The sequence below is a fragment of the Fontivita pretiosa genome (assembly GCF_050410795.1).
Classification (GTDB): domain Bacteria; phylum Planctomycetota; class Phycisphaerae; order Tepidisphaerales; family Tepidisphaeraceae; genus Fontivita; species Fontivita pretiosa.
This window is the reverse complement of the sequence record NZ_CP191258.1, coordinates 5,093,309-5,110,927: the sequence shown is the minus strand read 5'-3', so window position 1 is coordinate 5,110,927 and position 17,619 is coordinate 5,093,309. Positions and strand designations below refer to the sequence as shown.

General features: G+C 61.9%; 17 protein-coding genes, 1 tRNA gene and 1 rRNA gene. 13 read left to right on the top strand and 6 right to left on the bottom strand.

What is annotated here, in order from left to right:
* The first annotated feature begins 488 nt into the window (after positions 1-488).
* The 3 genes from ACQS5P_RS20770 (at position 489) to lipB (ending at position 5,024) form a co-directional block, all read left to right on the top strand.
* Positions 489-1,993 (top strand): 16S ribosomal RNA (locus ACQS5P_RS20770).
* 250 nt (positions 1,994-2,243) lie between these two features.
* Positions 2,244-4,328: an alpha-amylase family glycosyl hydrolase gene (locus tag ACQS5P_RS20765; protein ID WP_428938532.1), complete on the top strand. Its 2,085-nt coding sequence runs from the start codon at positions 2,244-2,246 to the stop codon at positions 4,326-4,328.
* Between the two features lie 24 nt (positions 4,329-4,352).
* Entirely contained in the window at positions 4,353-5,024 is a 672-nt protein-coding gene (lipB, locus tag ACQS5P_RS20760; RefSeq protein ID WP_428938531.1) for a lipoyl(octanoyl) transferase LipB, read from the top strand.
* On the opposite strand, the gene ACQS5P_RS20755 is transcribed toward lipB, so the two are convergent.
* Complete coding sequence (locus ACQS5P_RS20755; RefSeq protein WP_428938530.1) at positions 4,998-5,936, bottom strand: PmoA family protein; 939 nt, start codon at positions 5,934-5,936, stop codon at positions 4,998-5,000. The genes lipB and ACQS5P_RS20755 overlap by 27 nt on opposite strands.
* Positions 5,937-6,166: 230 nt before the next feature.
* On the opposite strand from ACQS5P_RS20755, the gene ACQS5P_RS20750 reads away from it, so the two are divergent.
* The 3 genes from ACQS5P_RS20750 to ACQS5P_RS20740 all read left to right on the top strand — a co-directional run bounded on the left by ACQS5P_RS20750 (position 6,167) and on the right by ACQS5P_RS20740 (position 8,320).
* Positions 6,167-7,249 (top strand): NADH-quinone oxidoreductase subunit D, encoded by a 1,083-nt coding sequence (locus tag ACQS5P_RS20750; protein ID WP_428941051.1) that lies wholly within the window; start codon positions 6,167-6,169, stop codon positions 7,247-7,249.
* Between the two features lie 5 nt (positions 7,250-7,254).
* Positions 7,255-7,689 carry an NAD-binding protein gene (locus tag ACQS5P_RS20745; RefSeq protein ID WP_428938529.1) on the top strand — a complete coding sequence of 145 codons (435 nt, stop codon included), beginning with the start codon at positions 7,255-7,257 and terminating at the stop codon, positions 7,687-7,689.
* Positions 7,690-7,900: 211 nt separating this feature from the next.
* Positions 7,901-8,320, top strand: a complete 420-nt coding sequence (locus ACQS5P_RS20740) for a hypothetical protein (protein ID WP_428938528.1) — start codon at positions 7,901-7,903, stop codon at positions 8,318-8,320.
* A 28-nt stretch (positions 8,321-8,348) separates the two neighbouring features.
* Here ACQS5P_RS20740 and ACQS5P_RS20735 read toward each other — a convergent pair whose 3' ends face one another.
* The 3 genes from ACQS5P_RS20735 to ACQS5P_RS20725 all read right to left on the bottom strand — a co-directional run bounded on the left by ACQS5P_RS20735 (position 8,349) and on the right by ACQS5P_RS20725 (position 9,979).
* Entirely contained in the window at positions 8,349-8,576 is a 228-nt protein-coding gene (locus tag ACQS5P_RS20735; RefSeq protein WP_428938527.1) for a hypothetical protein, read from the bottom strand.
* 138 nt (positions 8,577-8,714) lie between these two features.
* A complete protein-coding gene (locus ACQS5P_RS20730; RefSeq protein ID WP_428938526.1) occupies positions 8,715-9,698 on the bottom strand; it encodes an L-threonylcarbamoyladenylate synthase in 984 nt (327 codons plus the stop codon).
* Positions 9,695-9,979: a DUF2103 domain-containing protein gene (locus ACQS5P_RS20725; RefSeq protein WP_428938525.1), complete on the bottom strand. Its 285-nt coding sequence runs from the start codon at positions 9,977-9,979 to the stop codon at positions 9,695-9,697. Before ACQS5P_RS20725 ends, ACQS5P_RS20730 begins: the two co-directional genes overlap by 4 nt.
* A 123-nt stretch (positions 9,980-10,102) precedes the next feature.
* Here ACQS5P_RS20725 and ACQS5P_RS20720 point away from each other — a divergent pair, with 123 nt between their 5' ends.
* The 4 genes from ACQS5P_RS20720 (at position 10,103) to ACQS5P_RS20705 (ending at position 12,716) form a co-directional block, all read left to right on the top strand.
* Entirely contained in the window at positions 10,103-10,564 is a 462-nt protein-coding gene (locus tag ACQS5P_RS20720) for a redoxin domain-containing protein (RefSeq protein ID WP_428938524.1), read from the top strand.
* 311 nt (positions 10,565-10,875) lie between these two features.
* Positions 10,876-11,229 (top strand): RNHCP domain-containing protein, encoded by a 354-nt coding sequence (locus ACQS5P_RS20715; RefSeq protein WP_428938523.1) that lies wholly within the window; start codon positions 10,876-10,878, stop codon positions 11,227-11,229.
* A gap of 123 nt (positions 11,230-11,352) precedes the next feature.
* Positions 11,353-12,447: a tRNA dihydrouridine synthase gene (locus tag ACQS5P_RS20710; protein WP_428938522.1), complete on the top strand. Its 1,095-nt coding sequence runs from the start codon at positions 11,353-11,355 to the stop codon at positions 12,445-12,447.
* Positions 12,444-12,716 (top strand): hypothetical protein, encoded by a 273-nt coding sequence (locus ACQS5P_RS20705; RefSeq protein WP_428938521.1) that lies wholly within the window; start codon positions 12,444-12,446, stop codon positions 12,714-12,716. The genes ACQS5P_RS20710 and ACQS5P_RS20705 overlap by 4 nt, the downstream gene beginning before the upstream one ends.
* A gap of 46 nt (positions 12,717-12,762) precedes the next feature.
* On the opposite strand, the gene ACQS5P_RS20700 is transcribed toward ACQS5P_RS20705, so the two are convergent.
* Positions 12,763-14,268 carry a DUF2079 domain-containing protein gene (locus ACQS5P_RS20700; protein WP_428938520.1) on the bottom strand — a complete coding sequence of 502 codons (1,506 nt, stop codon included), beginning with the start codon at positions 14,266-14,268 and terminating at the stop codon, positions 12,763-12,765.
* A gap of 256 nt (positions 14,269-14,524) precedes the next feature.
* On the opposite strand from ACQS5P_RS20700, the gene ACQS5P_RS20695 reads away from it, so the two are divergent.
* The 3 genes from ACQS5P_RS20695 (at position 14,525) to ACQS5P_RS20685 (ending at position 16,556) form a co-directional block, all read left to right on the top strand.
* Positions 14,525-14,595 (top strand) — tRNA-Ala (locus tag ACQS5P_RS20695).
* A 119-nt stretch (positions 14,596-14,714) separates the two neighbouring features.
* A complete protein-coding gene (locus tag ACQS5P_RS20690; protein ID WP_428938519.1) occupies positions 14,715-15,737 on the top strand; it encodes a glycosylase in 1,023 nt (340 codons plus the stop codon).
* A 123-nt stretch (positions 15,738-15,860) separates the two neighbouring features.
* Positions 15,861-16,556, top strand: coding sequence for a PrsW family intramembrane metalloprotease (locus ACQS5P_RS20685; RefSeq protein WP_428938518.1), 696 nt, complete (start codon positions 15,861-15,863; stop codon positions 16,554-16,556).
* A 5-nt stretch (positions 16,557-16,561) separates the two neighbouring features.
* Here ACQS5P_RS20685 and ACQS5P_RS20680 read toward each other — a convergent pair whose 3' ends face one another.
* Positions 16,562-17,563 carry a glycoside hydrolase family protein gene (locus tag ACQS5P_RS20680; RefSeq protein WP_428938517.1) on the bottom strand — a complete coding sequence of 334 codons (1,002 nt, stop codon included), beginning with the start codon at positions 17,561-17,563 and terminating at the stop codon, positions 16,562-16,564.
* Positions 17,564-17,619 lie beyond the last annotated feature (56 nt).

Sequence of the window (17,619 nt, the reverse complement as noted above, 5' to 3'; positions counted from 1 at the left end):
CGCGACAGCCCGTTGACAGCGGCACAGAGGACGATAGGATTCGCAGCCCCGATCGGACGAGCCGGTTGGGCAGGTCGCGACGCAGGCGACGAAAGTCGTGTGCGGGCGCTTGAATCAGACGTGATTGCTCTTTGACAAGTGAATAGTCGGACAGCCGCGAGGATGTGATTTTTCTCAAACATCTTCGTGGCGCACGCAAGTAAGTGATCTTCCTTGATCAATTGCTTGAGTGTCCCATCCCTTCCACGGGATGGGCGCCAACAGAAGTGTTTGAGCCTTGCAACCCACGTTTGGGCGCGTCGCTTGCGGCGCGCGTTGAACGTGGACTGCTCGAGGGGTCTTAGCCGGCCCGTCGAGCAGAAAAACCAGCCGATCGGATTGTCTTAGTCCGATCGGTGGACAAACTCGTTTCGAGGACAAACACGAATCACGAAACCGTCAGTCACGGCGTAAAGCCGTGCAGGAGGAGTGATTCGTGCCACGAAATTCAATTGAAGAGTTTGATCCTGGCTCAGCCTGAACGCTGGCGGCGTGGCTAAGACATGCAAGTCGTACGGGTGTAGCAATACACCAGTGGCGGACGGGTGAGTAATGTATCGCTAACGTACCCCAGAGACGGGGATAGCCGGCCGAAAGGCCGGGTAATACCCGATGAGACCACGGAGTCGCCTGGCTCTGTGCTCAAAGGCCGCAAGGCGCTCTGGGAGCGGGCGATATCGTATCAGCTAGTTGGTAGGGTAACGGCCTACCAAGGCTATGACGCGTAGCTGGTCTGAGAGGACGGCCAGCCACATCGGGACTGAGACACTGCCCGGACTCCTACGGGGGGCTGCAGTAACGAATCTTCCGCAATGCGCGAAAGCGTGACGGAGCGACGCCGCGTGGAGGATGAAGTCCTTCGGGATGTAAACTCCTGTCAGGGGAAAGAAAGTTCTGATCTACCCCAGAGGAAGAGGCGGCTAACTCTGTGCCAGCAGCCGCGGTAATACAGAGGCCTCGAGCGTTAGGCGGAATCACTGGGCTTAAAGCGTGTGTAGGTGGATGCCTAAGTGCCTTGTGAAATCCCACGGCTTAACCGTGGAATTGCTGGGCATACTGGGTGTCTTGAGCCACTTAGGGGCGAGCGGAACTAACGGTGGAGCGGTGAAATGCGTAGATATCGTTAGGAACGCCGATGGTGAAAACAGCTCGCTGGGGGTGCGCTGACACTGAGACACGAAAGCCAGGGGAGCAAACGGGATTAGATACCCCGGTAGTCCTGGCCCTAAACGATGTCCACTAGATCGTGGTGGTCTTAACGCCGTCATGGTCGAAGCAAAAGTGCTAAGTGGACCGCCTGGGAAGTACGGTCGCAAGGCTAAAACTCAAAGGAATTGACGGGGGCTCACACAAGCGGTGGAGCATGTGGTTCAATTCGAAGCAACGCGAAGAACCTTACCTGGGCTTGACATGTCTGGATTATCCCTATGAAAGTAGGGTACGCCCTTCGGGGTGGAACAGACACAGGTGCTGCATGGCTGTCGTCAGCTCGTGTCGTGAGATGTCGGGTTAAGTCCCTTAACGAGCGAAACCTTTGCCCTTAGTTACCAGCGGGTTATGCCGGGGACTCTAAGGGGACTGCCGGTGTCAAACCGGAGGAAGGTGGAGATGACGTCAAGTCCTCATGGCCTTTATGCCCAGGGCCACACACGTGCTACAATGGGGTGCACAAAGCGAACCGAGAGCGCGAGCTGGAGGAAATCGCACAAATCACCCCCCAGTTCAGATCGGAGGCTGCAACTCGCCTCCGTGAAGTTGGAATCGCTAGTAATCGCGGATCAGCCACGCCGCGGTGAATGTGTTCCTGAGCCTTGTACACACCGCCCGTCAAGTCATGGGAGCCGGGAATAGCCGAAGTCGCCCCAATTCAGGGGTGCCTACGCTAGGCTCGGTGACTGGGACTAAGTCGTAACAAGGTAGCCGTAGGGGAACCTGCGGCTGGATCACCTCCTTTCTAAGGGATTACTTAGAACTCGTCTCAGAGCGATCTGAGAGAGAAAATGCGTTAACGCAGCCTCGTCCGTGGTGCTGAACCACGGGGACACCGGTCGCGAGGCCGGTGGACGGTTGCCGACTATTCACTTGTCAAAGATCGATCATCACCAGCCCGGAGTTATCTCCGGGCTTTTTTGTTGGTGTTTCCAGCGGACGCTCGTCCAGCGGCGTTGCAGGACTCGTGGGGGTTGGCGATAGAATGCCGACTCATGAGCAGCACGGCAGCAAATCAGATGCACACGCGGCCCGAGAATGACAGACCGACCGATGACGGGACGGCCCTGGCAGACCGTGACCCGTGGCTCGATCCGTACAGGCCGGCATTGCGCGAACGATACGCGGCGTACAAGGCCGCGATGGCCTGGATCAACGATCACGGCGGACTGCTGGGGGAGATCAGTCAGGGACACCGCTACTTTGGCTTCACCCGGGGCGAGCTGTGGGGCAAGCCGGGGGTGTGGTATCGCGAGTGGGCGCCGGCGGCGTTGCAGCTTCGGCTCATCGGAGATTTCAACGACTGGGATCGCTTTGCCAATCCGATGGTCCGCGATCAGTGGGGGGTCTGGAGCCTGTTTCTACCCGACGACAAGTACGGCCAGAAGCTGGTTCACGGAAGCCGCGTCAAGGTCACGGTCGTTCAGGAGAACGGGCAGACGATGGACCGGATTCCCGCCTACATCCGCCGGGTAGTCACCGAACACAACACCAACCATTACGTCGGGCAGTACTGGAATCCGCCGCAGCCGTATGAGTGGAAGCATCCGAACCCCATGCCTCCGCAGAAACAGGGACTGCGGATCTACGAAGCGCACGTGGGGATGGCCACCGAAGAGTACCGCGTGGGGACCTTCAACGAGTTCACTGCCAGCGTGCTGCCGCGGATCAAGAACCTGGGATACAACGCGATTCAGCTCATGGCCATTCAGGAGCACCCGTACTACGGGAGCTTTGGATACCACGTGAGCAACTTCTACGCGGTCAGTTCCCGATTTGGCACGCCCGAGGAACTGAAGCACCTGATCGACACGGCGCATGGAATGGGGTTGCTGGTGCTGCTGGATCTGGTCCACAGCCACAGCGTCAAGAACACGCACGAAGGCCTGAATATGTTCGACGGGACCGAGTACCAGTACTTCCATGCCGGCCCGCGCGGACATCACGTGGCCTGGGACTCGTTGCTGTTCGACTACAGCAAGTACGAGGTTCGACGGTTCCTGCTGAGCAATGTGCGGTACTGGCTGGAGGAGTTCCGCTTTGACGGGTTCCGTTTCGACGGCGTGACGAGCATGATGTACCTGGACCACGGCCTGGGCAAGGCGTTCACCAGTTACGCCGACTATTTCAACGAGAACGTCGATCGCGACGCCGTGCTGTACCTTCAGCTTGCCAACAAGCTGGCGCATCTGGTCAAGCCGGATGCGATCACCATCGCCGAGGACGTCAGCGGCATGGTCGGCATCGCCCGACCCGTCGAAGAGGGGGGCATCGGGTTCGACTACCGCCTGGCGATGGGCATTCCGGATTACTGGATCAAAGTGTTGAAGCACAAGCGGGACGAGGAGTGGAATCTCGGGGAGATGTACCACACGCTGCTGAATCGCCGCCGCGACGAGAAGCACATCGCCTACGCCGAGTCGCACGATCAGTCACTGGTGGGCGACAAGACGATCGCCTTCTGGCTGATGGACCAGGAGATGTACTGGAACATGGCGGTCGACCGCCAGAGCCTGGTGATCGACCGGGGGATCGCGCTGCACAAGCTGATCCGACTGATCACCTTCAGCCTTGGCGGTGAGGGATACCTGAACTTCATGGGCAACGAGTTCGGGCATCCCGAGTGGGTGGATTTCCCGCGCGAGGGCAACGGTTTTTCGTACAAGTACGCCCGGCGGCAGTGGTCGCTGGTGGACAATCCGCTTCTGCGGTACCAGTTCTTGAACAACTTTGACCGCGCGATGATGCAGCTCGACGAGCAGTACGGCGTGCTGATCGACCCGCTCATCGAGCAGCTCGCACTGCATGAGGACACCAAGCAACTGGTCTACCGAAGGGGGCCGATGGTCTTCGTGTTCAATTTTCACCCGACCCAGTCGTACTTCGGGTTGCGCCTGCCCGTGCCCGACCCCTGCGATTACAAGCTGCTGCTGACCACCGACGCCAAGCGATTCGGCGGCCCGGGGCTGGTGCAGGAAGACATGATCTACCCCTGGCAGCACGTGCCGATGTATGGCCGAAACCAGAGCATCCAGATCTACATCCCGGCCAGAAGCGCCCAGGTACTGGTTCCGGTGTGACGAAACCTACACTCGTTCGTGGCCATGCATGTTCAAGATCTCGGCACCATGCCTTATCGCCAGGCGTGGGCTCTACAGCAGCAGATCCACGCGGAAGTCGTCGCCGGCGACCAGGAGCGCCTGCTCCTGGTCGAGCATCCGCCGGTGATCACGTTCGGGAGGCGGGCGGAGACCTGCGGACAGAAGAACCTGCTGGCCTCCGAACAGCACCTTCAACAGCTCGGTGTTGAGCTTGTGCAATCGGATCGCGGCGGGGATGTGACCTTTCATGGTCCGGGACAAATCGTGGCGTATCCGATCGTGCGGCTGAACGATCACGGGCTGAGCGTGGGCGGATACGTCAGACGACTGGAGCAAGTCGTCATCGCGACGCTGGCCGAGTTGGCAATTCCCGCGATTACCGATCCGTCGGCGGTGGGGGTCTGGGTTCGTGAGCCGGACGGCCAGCTCGCCAAGATCTGCGCCATCGGCGTGCGTATCCGCCGTGGCGTCTCCATGCACGGAATCGCGCTCAACGTCGAAACCGACCTGCGATACTTCGATCTGATCATCCCCTGCGGTCTGACGGGCAGGCGGGCAACGTCACTGCGGCGGCTACTCGGCGACGCCACGCCGGATATACGCCTGGTCAAACAATCGCTGGTCGGGCAGTTTCACAAGGCCTTCGGCTCAGCTTCCGACCGCCGCGCTGTCTGAAGCCGCAGTCCGCTCGATTCCGTCGCGGACGTACTGGTCGTAGCGTTGGTTGAGCGCGTCGGTATCGAGGATGCCGTCGTGCACCAGCACGCGATAGCGCAGCACGAGCTTTTCGTCGGCCGCCAGTCTCATCGGTTCGTTAAACAGAAACGCGGCGTTGAAGTAATGCCCCGGGCCTGTGGCGCCATACCAGGGCGTGGGATGTCGAACGTTTTGTGGATGGTCGAAGATGGCGATGCCGCCGGTCTGATTCGGCCCGCCATCGAGCTTGCCCGAAAGATCGCACCAGTTGGCGATTCTAGGCGTCGGGCGGTCGCTGGTGGATCCATCGGAAAAAAGCAGGCGGCTTTCCTGCCAGTTGCGCGTGCCGCGGAAGATCAGCCCGCCGTATCCGCCCCATGTTGTGAAAACCGTCCGATCCAGCAGCAGCTCCAGTTGCGGGTTGAGGATGAAGGTGAAATCGATGGCGTAGCTGGTGGCGTCGATCGGGCGATAGCTGAACAGTCGCTGCTCGCGGATGACCACGCTGCTGGCGTCGGGGCTGGTCCAGTCGATGGCGCTGAAGACGCTGGTCTGGCCGGCGGCGCCGTGCGTCACCGTCGGCGGGACGGGCGTGCGCTGCGTTCCGAACGGCGGGCGCTCCTCCCAGAAGTTCTGCCCGTTGATGAACTTGATCGCGAACCACAGCCCCCGATGCCACACGTGATCGTGCGGCTCGAACAACGACAGCACGTGTCCCGCCGGAGTGCACAGCGGATGGAAAAACGGCTTGGGCTTGCCGCCATAGACGTACCGCCACAGCGGCGTCTCGTGCGACGGTTCTCTCAGTTCAACAAAGCGTCCCAGTTGATGCGTGAGGATCATGTGCTGGCCAGATTGTACCGCTGCGGCGGCAACTGTCAGCAGCGCCATCGGCGCCGGCCGATGTGTTTGCCTTCGCGAATGCTGGCATTGCCGGCCGGCCATTCCTACAATCTTCACGCATGTCGATCGCAACGCCTTCTGGACGCGCTGAAGCACCGGTTGCGGCGGGCACGACCGCGCCGTCGGAGGATCCGAACCTGCGAACCGTCAGCTACGGCCTGGCGCCAGGCGCCAACGATGAAGAAATCGACGTGCAGTCGGAAGAGATGCTGGTTAACATGGGGCCGCAGCATCCTTCAACGCACGGCGTGCTGCGGATCGTGCTGCGGACCGACGGCGAAATGGTCCTCGAGGCCGTGCCTCATCTGGGCTACTTGCACCGCTGCAAGGAGAAGATCGCCGAGAACCTGGCCTACTACCAGTACATCGGCTACACCGACCGCCTGGACTACCTGGCGGCGATGAACAACAACCACGCCTGGGCGATGGCCGTCGAGAAGCTGGCGGGGATCGAGGTTCCGCTGCGGGCCGAGTACATCCGCGTCATCGCCGCTGAGCTGAATCGTATCGCCTCACACCTGGTCAGCTTCGGCACCTATGGGCTGGACATGGGCGCGTTCACGCCGTTCCTCTACGCCTTCCGTGAGCGCGAGTACATTCTGGATCTGTTCGAGCAGCTCTGCGGGGCGCGGCTGACGCTCTCGTACATCAACGTCGGCGGGGTCACGTGGGATCTGCCGCCGGGGTTCCTCGAAAAGCTCTCCGAGTTCCTGGACTATTTCGAGCCAAAGATCGACGAATACAACGACCTGCTCAGCTTCAATCACATCTTCATCAAGCGTACCGCTAACGTTGGGGTATTGCCCAAGGATCTGGCCATCACCTACGCATGCTCGGGGCCGATGATTCGCGGCAGCGGTATTCCGCTGGACCTGCGGAAGGATCGACCTTACAGCGTGTACGACCGGCTGGAGTTCGACGTGTGCGTGGGCAGCGGGCTGAAAGGAACGGTCGGCGACTGCTGGGACCGTTATTGGGTCAAGATGCAGGAGATGAAGCAGTGCGTGCGGATTCTTCGCCAGTGCATTCAGCAGATGCCCGACGGCCCGTTCCGCGCCAAGCTGCCCCGGGCGATGAAGGTTCCGCCGGGCGAGGTCTATGCCGAATATGAAAACCCCCGCGGACACCTGGGCTTCTTTATCGAAAGTCAGGGCGGGCCGATTCCGTACCGTGTCAAAATCCGCGGGCCGAGCTTTGTGAACCTGGCGGTGACCGGCGAGCTGTGCCGGAATGTTCTGCTGGCCGACGTACCGGCGATCGTGGGGTCCATCGACATCGTGATGGGTGAAGTGGATCGGTAGGGACGATGCCCGATGCACAGCGGCAAGTCGAGGTGCTGATTGCCGGCTACGGCCTGCCCGGGCGCGTGGCGGCGGAGCTGCTGGCGCGGCATGACATCCCGCATTGTGTGATCGAGCGCAATCCGATTACGGTGCAGCGGTGCGAGAAAACCGGCACACCGATCATCGAGGGCGACTGCACCGACCCACAGGTGCTGCGGCGTGCGGGCATCGAGCACGCACGGGCCTTCCTGGTCCTGATTCCAGATGAGCAGGCGGCACTGCAGGCGACTCGTCAGGCGCGATTGCTGAACTCCACCGTCCGCATCCTCACCCGCTGTCACTACACCTCCTGCGGAATCGAGGCCCGAACCCAGGGCGCAGACGACGTCATCGTCGCCGAGCAGGTCGTGGCCACCGAAGTCGCCAGGCGAACCGAGTCGCTCATCGCCGGATGGTAACGTGTGCCGGCCAGGGCTGCTCGGGACTCCTGCGCCTATCCCCGCCACTTTATCCTGCTGTGCCCGCCATCCCAGTTTGTGCTGCTGAGTGTTAAGTCCTTTCATCAAATTCACGATATGTGGGTTGAGCAACAGACCGGTGGGTTCATTGCAGACTGATATGTCTTTGAGCAAACCGTATTTTCCCGTTTTCTGTGCTGAGTTGGCCTCGGTGCGTGCCATAACGGATGCAGTGGGGCGCGCGGTGGAGATCTGCTGGGCACGCGATGCCCAATCGTTGCGGGAGCTTACTCCCTCGCGGGAGCATGCTCAGCCGCCCATCGCCGTGATGATCGATAACAGCATTCCGCAGATCAACGCCATCGAGCTGCTGGAATCCGTGCGAGTACGCTGTCCGACGGCGCGGCGGCTGCTGCTCAGTGATTACTGCGATCTGGGAATCATCGTCCAGGGACTGCATACCGGCGCGGTGCAGGGAATCGTCTATAAGCCGATCTACGCACCGGAACTTCTGGCGGCCATTGGAGTGCAGCAGCTCAGTCCGGCCGCCAAACGGGCGACCATGCACGCCGCGGCGTACACTCCGCGGCACACGGCAGGGCGCGTTTTCAGCGCCCGTGCCGCCGGATGAACCCCACTTGCCCAAGCGGTCTACACCATTAATCCAGAGCTGTGTCCAGCCGGTTGTTCGCAGGAAGCCGAATCGGTGGCGCATCAGCGCCGGGAATGATGCCGAACAGACCGGTCATCGCAAACCCGTTGGCCGCGGGCGACTCGCAGCCTGGCTCCTCGTCCATGGCCTGGGCATCGGATGGCCGATGAGCCGATTCGTCCAGCAGGCGCTGCATGGATGACGGCTGAAGGCCCGGCTGTCGAATGAAGATCATCTGGTCGATTCCTCCCATGTCGTGAGGCGAATCGGGATCAGACATACGATACGCCGACAACCGCGACAAGCAGACCCGCAGTGGATGGCCATGGCAGGGGGCATGTCCGGTAATGCATGAGATGATCGGCCGTCGCAGTCATGGCTGCGGCGGCGGGCGCGAGGCGCGGCTGAGCCGATCCCGAACGGCCGTCCATTCAGCGGTGTCCGGTGGCATCTCGACCCAGATCGCATCGCAGCCCAGTCGGTCGGCGCCGCGAAGCGCCGAGTACATCTGGCGAGCATAATCCTCGGCGCGGTCGGGCAGAACGACCGCCGTGTGCTCAAGATCGAGCGGCTCAGGCTGACCACACCAGACCACCACCGCTCGCTGGCCGCGATGCGTGTTCAGCCATCGCCTCAGTGCGTCGATGTTCCTTCGCTCAAATCGGTAGGTTGCAGTGTTCGGCGAATAGTGCACGGGCTGCTGTCCGGGCGACATGGCCGGGACAGCCGCATCAACCACCTGGCTGCGCATGACTACGGGGCCGATCACTTGCTCGATCTGCTGGCGCGACACGGCCCCGGGGCGCAGGATTGCAGGCACGTCTCCGCTAAGGTCCAGCACCGTCGATTCGATGCCTACCCGACAAGGCCCGCCGTCCAGAACCATGTCGATCGCCTCGCCCAGCTCGTCGCGCACGTGCTGGGCGGTGGTGGGACTGAGCCGTGAAGAGCGATTGGCACTGGGACCGATCAGCGGCCCGTCAAATCGCCGCAACAGCTCCAGTGTCAATGGATGATCCGGACAGCGAAGGCCTACGGTGTGCCGCCCGGCCGTTACCGCAGGGACGATCTGCTCGGTCTTGGGCAGCACGATCGTCAATGGCCCGGGCCAGAATCGTTCGACGAGGCGCGCAGCAGCATCGGGCCAGGTGGCGGCGTAACGGCGCGCAACGTCGGCGCTGGCGACATGAACGATGACCGGGTTGGTCGGCGGCCGGCCTTTGATCTCGAAGACTCGCTGCACCGCCCGGGCATTTCGCGCATCAGCCCCCAGCCCATAGACCGTCTCGGTGGGAAACGCCACGACTCCGCCTCGGCCAAGCACCTCGACGGCACGCTCGATTACTGCCTGGCTCATGCTGTCACGATCCCGTGCTGGACGAGCCACTGCCTGGCCGCTTCGGCGTCGGTGCAGATCAGGAACACCTCCTGCACCGTGCCCGTGCCGGTGTACAGGCACTTGAGCCCCGCGTCCGTGGGGTACTGAATCTTGAAACACGGCGGGGTCTTGCCGCGGCGAACCTTGATTCGCCCCGGCACGATGCGACTGACGTGCGGACACTGCTTGATGATCCGCTCCAGGATTTCATCCAGCCCACTCACCCGGCCATGCTGACGCTTGACTCTGCCAAATTTCATCAGGCGGATTATACGCCCCGCGGGGCGCGGCGCCAGGACTGTGGCTCTGCATCCGGTTTGCCCCGCCGCATCGTCACGGCTAGGATCGACCAATCCACAACCTACACGCAAGGAGCTTGACGCATGGCAGATTTGAAGGTCGGCGATCCGGCCCCGGACTTTGAGATGATGAATCAGGACAGGCAGACGGTTCGGCTGTCGGATTTCCTCGGGAAAAAGAAGGTCGTGCTGCTGTTCTACCCGATGGATTTCAGCCCGGTGTGCACACAGGAGCATTGCGAGTTCGGTCCGCAGTTACCGAAGATCGCCGGGGCGGAAGACGCGGTGGTGTTCGGCGTGAGCTGCGACAGCCCATTCTGTCACGCGGCGTTCAAGAAACAGTATAAGATCCCCTACGACCTGCTCAGCGACGTGACGCGCAGCGTGAGCAAGGCGTACAACCTGTTCATGGGCGAACTGCCGTACAACTGCTCGAAGCGCGGCACGGTGGTGATCGACAAGGACGGGCGCATCGCGCACTGGCACGAGCAACCCACAAAAGAAGCGCGCAAAGTCGAAGAGCTGGCCAGAGCTGTGGCCGGTTGACCATAGCGGCACGGAAATCCGGGCACGTGCCTGCCGCGAAACCGCGTGGCGCTTGCCTTCGTGTTGCGGGTGAATATCATCCTGGGTAACTGGGGGCGTGGGAAAGGTTACTTGATGCTTGCGGCCCGGCACAGCTTCCTGCGATCACACGCCTCGTAGAGGCGCCGGGCGTTTGCCTCGATACAACCGAAGCTCAACACCCGGCGCGGCTCTGGCGTGCCGCCGGGCCGTTTCAGGCCGACCCATCCCGGCAGGGCGGTGATCGCTGTTGCCTGTGATCCGCCTGTCCTGTTGAATCGAGGTAACTTCCCGTGAGCTACGATCGCAAGCCGATCCGACGTGGATCGAGCGATGGGTTTGTCTGTCGAAATTGCGGCCGGCAGGTCAGCCCGCATGCCTGCGGCACCCGTCACCGCAACCACTGCCCGTTTTGCCTGTGGAGCCTGCACGTGGATATTGGCCCCGGCGATCGGCTCCAGAGCTGCGGAGGGAAGATGGAACCGATCGGCGTGTGGGTGCGGCGCGACGGCGAGTGGGCGATCATCCATCGTTGTCAGCAGTGCGGACTGATCCGCACCAATCGTGTGGCCGGCGACGATGATCCCTGGGCGATGATGTCGCTTGCGGCCCGGCCGCTGGCTCAACCGCCTTTTCCGCTGTGTTGACACGGAAGGTGTCATACAGTTCAACATGCCAGAAATCTTCCGACTGTGCTCGTGTGCCGCGGCGTGGATGTGCGCCGGGCCAGGCGGACAGCATGCCAGCTTCAGTGATGGGCGGGTGTGAACATGCGGATCGGACCGATTCAGCTTGCGACGCCGTTCTGCCAGGCCGGCCTTGCTGGCTACAGCGACCGCGCCATGCGCCTGGTGGCGCGCCGCCGCGGATGCCCCTATGCCGTCACCGAAGCGTTGCTGGATACGATTCTGCTGGCCGGCGGATTGGGATTGAAAAGGTCGATCGACATCAACGACGAGGACCATCCCGTGGCCGGGCAGATCATTGGCAGCGAGCCGGACACGATGGCCCGTGCAGCGAGGATTCTGGCCGAACATCGCTATGACGTGATCGACCTCAACTTTGCCTGCCCGGTGAAGAAGATCAAGAACAAGGCCCGGGGCGGGCACATGCTCCGCGATGTTGCGCGCGCGGTGGCGATCCTCAAGGCGGTGCGTGACGCGCTGCCGCCGCACGTGCCGACGACCGTGAGCCTGCGTCGCGGGTTCGATGATTCGAGTGAGTCCGTTGAACAGTTCCATCAGATCGTCGAAACCGCCTGGTCGCTCGGTTATGCCGCCGTGCGCGTCCATGCACGAACTGTCGAGCAGAAATACAACGGCCGCAGCCGCTGGGAGTTCCTGCGCCGCATCAGGTCGCAGTATCCCGGCAAGACGATCCTGGGCAGTGGCGATGTGTTCAGCGCCACAGACGCGGTGCGAATGCTGATCGAGACCGGCGTGGACATCGTCTGGATCGCCCGCGGCGCGATCGGGAACCCGTGGATTTTCCGTCAGGCCGAGCAGGTATTGCGGACGACAACTGGCGGTGTGCCCGAGCATTCGCCGAAGACTGCCGTCCTCGAACCGCCGAGCGTTCATGAGCAGCGGGATGTGCTCTGGGAGCACTTTGCCATCGCGATGCAGATTCACGGCGAGCAACTGGCCGGGCGGCGCATGCGCAAGATGGGCATCAAGTACGCGCGTTTCCACCCCAACGCCGCGGAAGTGAAAAGCGATTTCATCAACGTGCGCAGCCTGCGCGACTGGAACAACGTGCTGGCCAAGTGGTATGCTGCCGACGGTCCGGGCGTTTGGCCGGATCCGCTCGCCGCCGACGAGGTGAATGAGGGCGCCGAGATGCAGTCCTGCGACGTTCCGGCATGATGCACTCCAAGGATCCGCCGCGTAATCGTCTTGCCAAACCGCTGCCGCAGGAGTGGCGGCAGTTTCTGGTCGCACACGGCGTGCCCAAACGAAAGTACACCGCCGTCTGCCGCGCAACTCTCGTAGGCGGGCGAGTCATCGAGGAGTTGATCATCGAACAGGGCTGGATCGTGGCCACCGACAGGTCCGGCCTGGCCGGGAAGATCGAGCAGCGAATCGACTTTGATCCGCGGCAGATCACCGATCTTCAGATCGTGCAGGTGATTTGACCCGATCGATACGCGGGATGCGGCACGGGCCGATGGATCATCCGAGTCATTCGCTTCTGGCCAATTGCACTACGGCGGCCGCGGGCTCGATGCGGCGAAACAGGAACACGTCCGGCGCGACGTACTCGGGATGGAACTGGTGGGAGGTGATCGCGGCGGTCAGGACCTGCGAGACGACGCGATCATAGGGCTCCAGGCTCTGGTGCCGCGTGTTGATCAGCACGTAGTCGTACTCACTCAGGTCGCGCAGCGGCACCACGCCGCCGATGTAATCGACAACCGCCCGGCGACTGACGTGCGGCACCACCTCGGCGCTGGTCAGCACGTGCCCGTCGCCGCGGATCCGCGCGATGGCCTGGCGAGTGTGCTCGAGGCTGTACCAGTCGAAGGCATGATCGCCGCTTACTCTGCTGACCCGCGCAAGCATTCCGAGCACCAGCAGCATGACCGACCAGCCGACGATCGCCTGGCTTTTGGTCAGCCAGGCGCGCTGAGACGACATCGCCAGGATCACCGACGTGAACAGGAAGGGCACGATAGGAAGAGAGTAATGGTAAAAAGGGCTGCGCTGCGCGTGGTTGTCCGACAGCAGGTTCAGCAGGATGGTCGGCAACGCCGCGAGCATCGGCCAGAGTCTGGTCGGCCACAATCCCCAGATCAGCGGCGTGGCCAGGATGATCAGATACTTCAGTGAGCCAAGCGAAAACAGATGCGCCAGCACGAGCGAGGGCTTGAGCAGGGGGCTGAGCGCGATTTCCAGGACGCTGTCGCCGAGATGGTCGTAGTACCAAAGCCCTGAAAGTGTACGGCCAGCGCCGAACCAGGGGACGATCAGTTTGGCAGCGATGAAGAACCAAACGACGCCCGCGACGATCGCGGCGATGCCAAAGAACCGTTGTCGTTCGGCTACCAGCAGCCACATGCCCATCGCGGCGACCGTCAGCGCGAAGATTGCCTTGCACGATAGCGCGACGGCAATGGCCAGCAAGAATGGGATCGGGCGTTTTTGGCGTGCAAAGAGGATGGCCCACAGCAGGGCTGGCAGGACGAACACATCGGGATGGAAGTCAAACAGGCTGGAGGCCAACACGACCGGGTACATCAGGTAAGCCGCCGCCAATGCGGTCGCCTGTCCGTGTTCCAGCCCGGCTTGCCGGGCAAGCCTCCACAGCGGCCAGGCGCCCGCAGCCAATGCTACCGCCTGCGCCGCCAGCAACATGTGCGGGTCCGGCCAGAGCAGGTACAGCACGGCCAATGGATAGAGAATGATCGAGGCATGATCCGCCAGCACGTGGAAGTTGTGCAGGGAAGAGATCGGCGTCTGCCCCTGGCTGATCAGATAGATCGCCTGATCGAAGAACCCCAGATCAAATGCGCTGGATCGCAGCAGGTAATGCCTCAGAGTGCTCAGAAGCAACATCCCCGCGGCTGCCAAGGCTATCAGCAGCAGCACCGTACCCGAACCGGTATGCTCGCGGCGGGGTGGCTGCGACGGTTGCGCGAGGCGATCCGCGTCGTCGAGGGTCGATCGGGTGTGTAATGCAAGGGCCATGATCCCGCCGTCCTTCCCGGTGGTTCCCTTGTTGCGATTGGCAGAGCGTGAAGCGCGAAAGTCCAGAGGTTAGGGGCAGACCCGATGTCGCCGCAATGCGAAAAATCCGCGCCCGGCGAACTTTTCGCCTGCCACGACTGCGAAACTCGGCAACCTCTACCTTTTATCGGCCGCATCGGTATGGGACGGTCAGTTTCCTTGCCTTGACATATCCGGGTTGACCGATAAAGTCTTATGTCACGCAGCCCAACGCTTCGGGGCCATAGTGAAATGGGATCACGCCACCATGGCATGGTGGAATTTGGGGTTCAAATCCCCATGGCTCCAGTGTCTTCCTGCCTTAAAAGCGGAGTGGATAAGGACTTCCAGCATAGCGTTTAGCTTCTGGGGCAGGGCACTCAGCCTGCCGTTACGACTGCCGAGTTGAAGCTGCTACACTCTGGGCCATGAGCCAAACGAGTCAACCCGCCGTCGGCGACGCGGAGCAGGTCAGCGCCGATCAGATGCAGGCGGTCTACGAGGAAGCCAAAACGCCCTTCAAGTACGGCATCGTGCTGCGATCGGAAGATCCGGCCAACATCATGCTCGATTGCCCCAGTGTCTACCGCTTCAACGGTAAGTGGTACATGCTCTACGTGCAGACCCAGCGGAAAGTGGGCTACGAGACGCTGCTGGCTGAGAGCGAGGACCTGTTGCACTGGCGGCCGCTGGGAAAGGTCCTGCCTTTCCGGGAAGACGGTTGGGACCGCTGGCAGGCCGATGGCGGCATCGCGCTGGTGGATCACACCTGGGGCGGAAGCTGCGAGCTCCAGCAGTTCGACGGCCGGTATTGGATGAGCTATCTTGGCGGCGCGCTACAGGGATACGAGACCGATCCGCTGGCGATCGGCATCGCCTGGACCAGAACGCCTGACAAGCCGATCCCCTGGACGCGACTGGCGGAGAATCCAGTGCTCAAACCCTCGGACCCGGACGCCCGACCGTTCGAACGCAAGACGCTGTACAAGAGCAACATCATCTGGGACAAGTCCGAGACGCTCCGCCATCCGTTCGTCATGTTCTACAACGGCAAGCAGGAAGGCAAACTCGCCACAGAGCGCATCGGCATGGCTGTCTCCAACGACATGGTTCACTGGACCCGCTACGGAGACGGCCCGGTGATCGACAATGGCCCGCGTGGGATCAGCGGCGATCCGCAGATCGTTCGGATGAATGATTTGTGGGTGATGTTCTATTTCGGGCACGTCTGGAAGCCCAAGGCGTTTGACACGTTCGCGTGCTCCAAAGATCTGGTGCACTGGACGCGTTGGCAGGGCCCGCACCTGGTCGAGCCAAGCGAGCCATGGGATCAGACCTTTGCGCACAAGCCATGGGTGCTGAAGTGGCAGGGGGTGGTCTATCACTTTTACTGTGCGGTAGGGGACCAGGGTCGGCAGATTGCGCTGGCGACCAGCCACGACGTCCGATAAACCATCCGCCCGCAAAGTCACGTCATTGAGCCGACACGCCGGGAGTTTGTTTTGTATGTCATGCCTGGCCGGCGCGCGTCCCTTGCGCGCGGACGGACAGCCGGAAGGAGGGTCGGACCGCACATGCCGGTTTATACGCTCACGTTTCTGTGCGCCGCGGCGCTGGCGCTGTGGATCTACCATTACGACCGTCATGAGAAAGAACCCTGGCACGCGGTGATCCTGGCGGTGCTGGTCGGCTTTGCGGCCATGTGGGTCATCGGCGTGATGGACGATCTGGCGCTTCGGGTCACTCAGCTTCGCCGCCATCAGATCCTGTCGCGCGCGGCTCTGGTCGCATTGATCGAAGAGGGGGGCAAGCTGATCACGATCTATCTGCTGGCCCGGTTGGTCCTGCGACGACAGTTCAACGATCCGATGGACGGGCTGATCTACGGGAGGCTGATGGGACTGGGGATGGCCGTGGAAGAATCGCTGCTGTACCTGGGGCTTTCGCAGCCGACATTGCAGACTCTGGGGGTGGAGGTCGTGCGACTGTTCGCACACTCGCTGATGGGCGGGCTGGTCGGCTTCGCGGTGGGAATCGGCGCCCGCCCGGATGGAAGGCATCAGCGATATCCACTGCTGGCCACGGCTTGTTTGGGGCTATCGATCACCCTGCACTTCGCGTGGAACGCGGCGGCGTACGGATCGAGCCAGGCGCCGATGTATCGCCTGATGCCCATGGCCGTGATGCTCACCATGACAACCGCCTGGCGATGGTTGTGGACCATTGCCGAGCAGCGATCGCGGCGGATTTTTTCGCCGGCCACCACGTAGCGCGTTCACTCGATGCGAAAGACGAACCCCGATGCGGTCTGGTATCGCCCACCCTGCGAACTGGTGAACAGGTATGCCGGCTTGCCGTTTCGAAGCAGCAGTTGCGGGCGTTCGAATCGGCCGTAACGCTTCAGGTGCGGCGGGGCGGGGGGCTGGTTGATGTAATGCCGCGCCGCAAAATAGGCGATCATCGGCTGGCCCCAGTGCAGGCTGTCCTGAGATTCCAGATACAGCCCGACCTCATGATCGAACACCCCCATGTCGCGCGCGATCATGCGGAAGCGTCCGTCCTCCAGCCACACGACTGCATCCTCGAACTGACGATTCTGACCCAGCGTTGAAAAGTCGATGATCGGATTGGCCGGGTGGCGTCGGTAGGGACCTTGCAGGTGTTCGGAGATCGCCAGCCCGTACTTGCGGTTTCCGCGGATCGCCGGGTCGGAAGCTCGCTCGGATTCTGCGGTGTTCCAGGACTTGTAGTAGAGCCAGTATTGGCCGTTGGGGTGCTTGAGGAACGCTGGATTGGTGGTGCAGTGATCGTCCCAGGCACCGGGCGGACCGGGTTCAAGCAGGGGGCGGTCGGGTCGTCGCCACGGGCCGGACAGCGAATCCGCCGTCGCCAGACCGATTCGTTTCGTGTCGGTGCGGCCGTTGGAGTTGCCCATGTAGAACAGACAGTATTGCCCATCGATAAACTGGATGTGTGGATTGTGGCAAGTGGTGGCGTCCCAGAAATCGCCCCCGCGCGGCGCCAGCACGGTCTGGACGTAGGTATAAGGCCCCTCGGGGGAATCGGCGATCGCGTGGGCGATCTGGCTGCCGTTGAGCCAACCGCCCATCTTTCGCTCGGCCGGCCAGCGCGAGTAGAAGACGTGGCATTTCCCATCCGGCCCCTCGATTGGCGCGCAACACCAGATGTACCATCCTTCGGTTTCAAGAATGCGCCCGACCGGCACGAGGCGGCGGGCAAAATCGGAAACGACCTGATCGGCAAATTCGCTGGGCATCGTCGTGGCAGCAGTATGCTCCGATGCGTTGGGATTTCCATCGCCGCCCGAAGCGC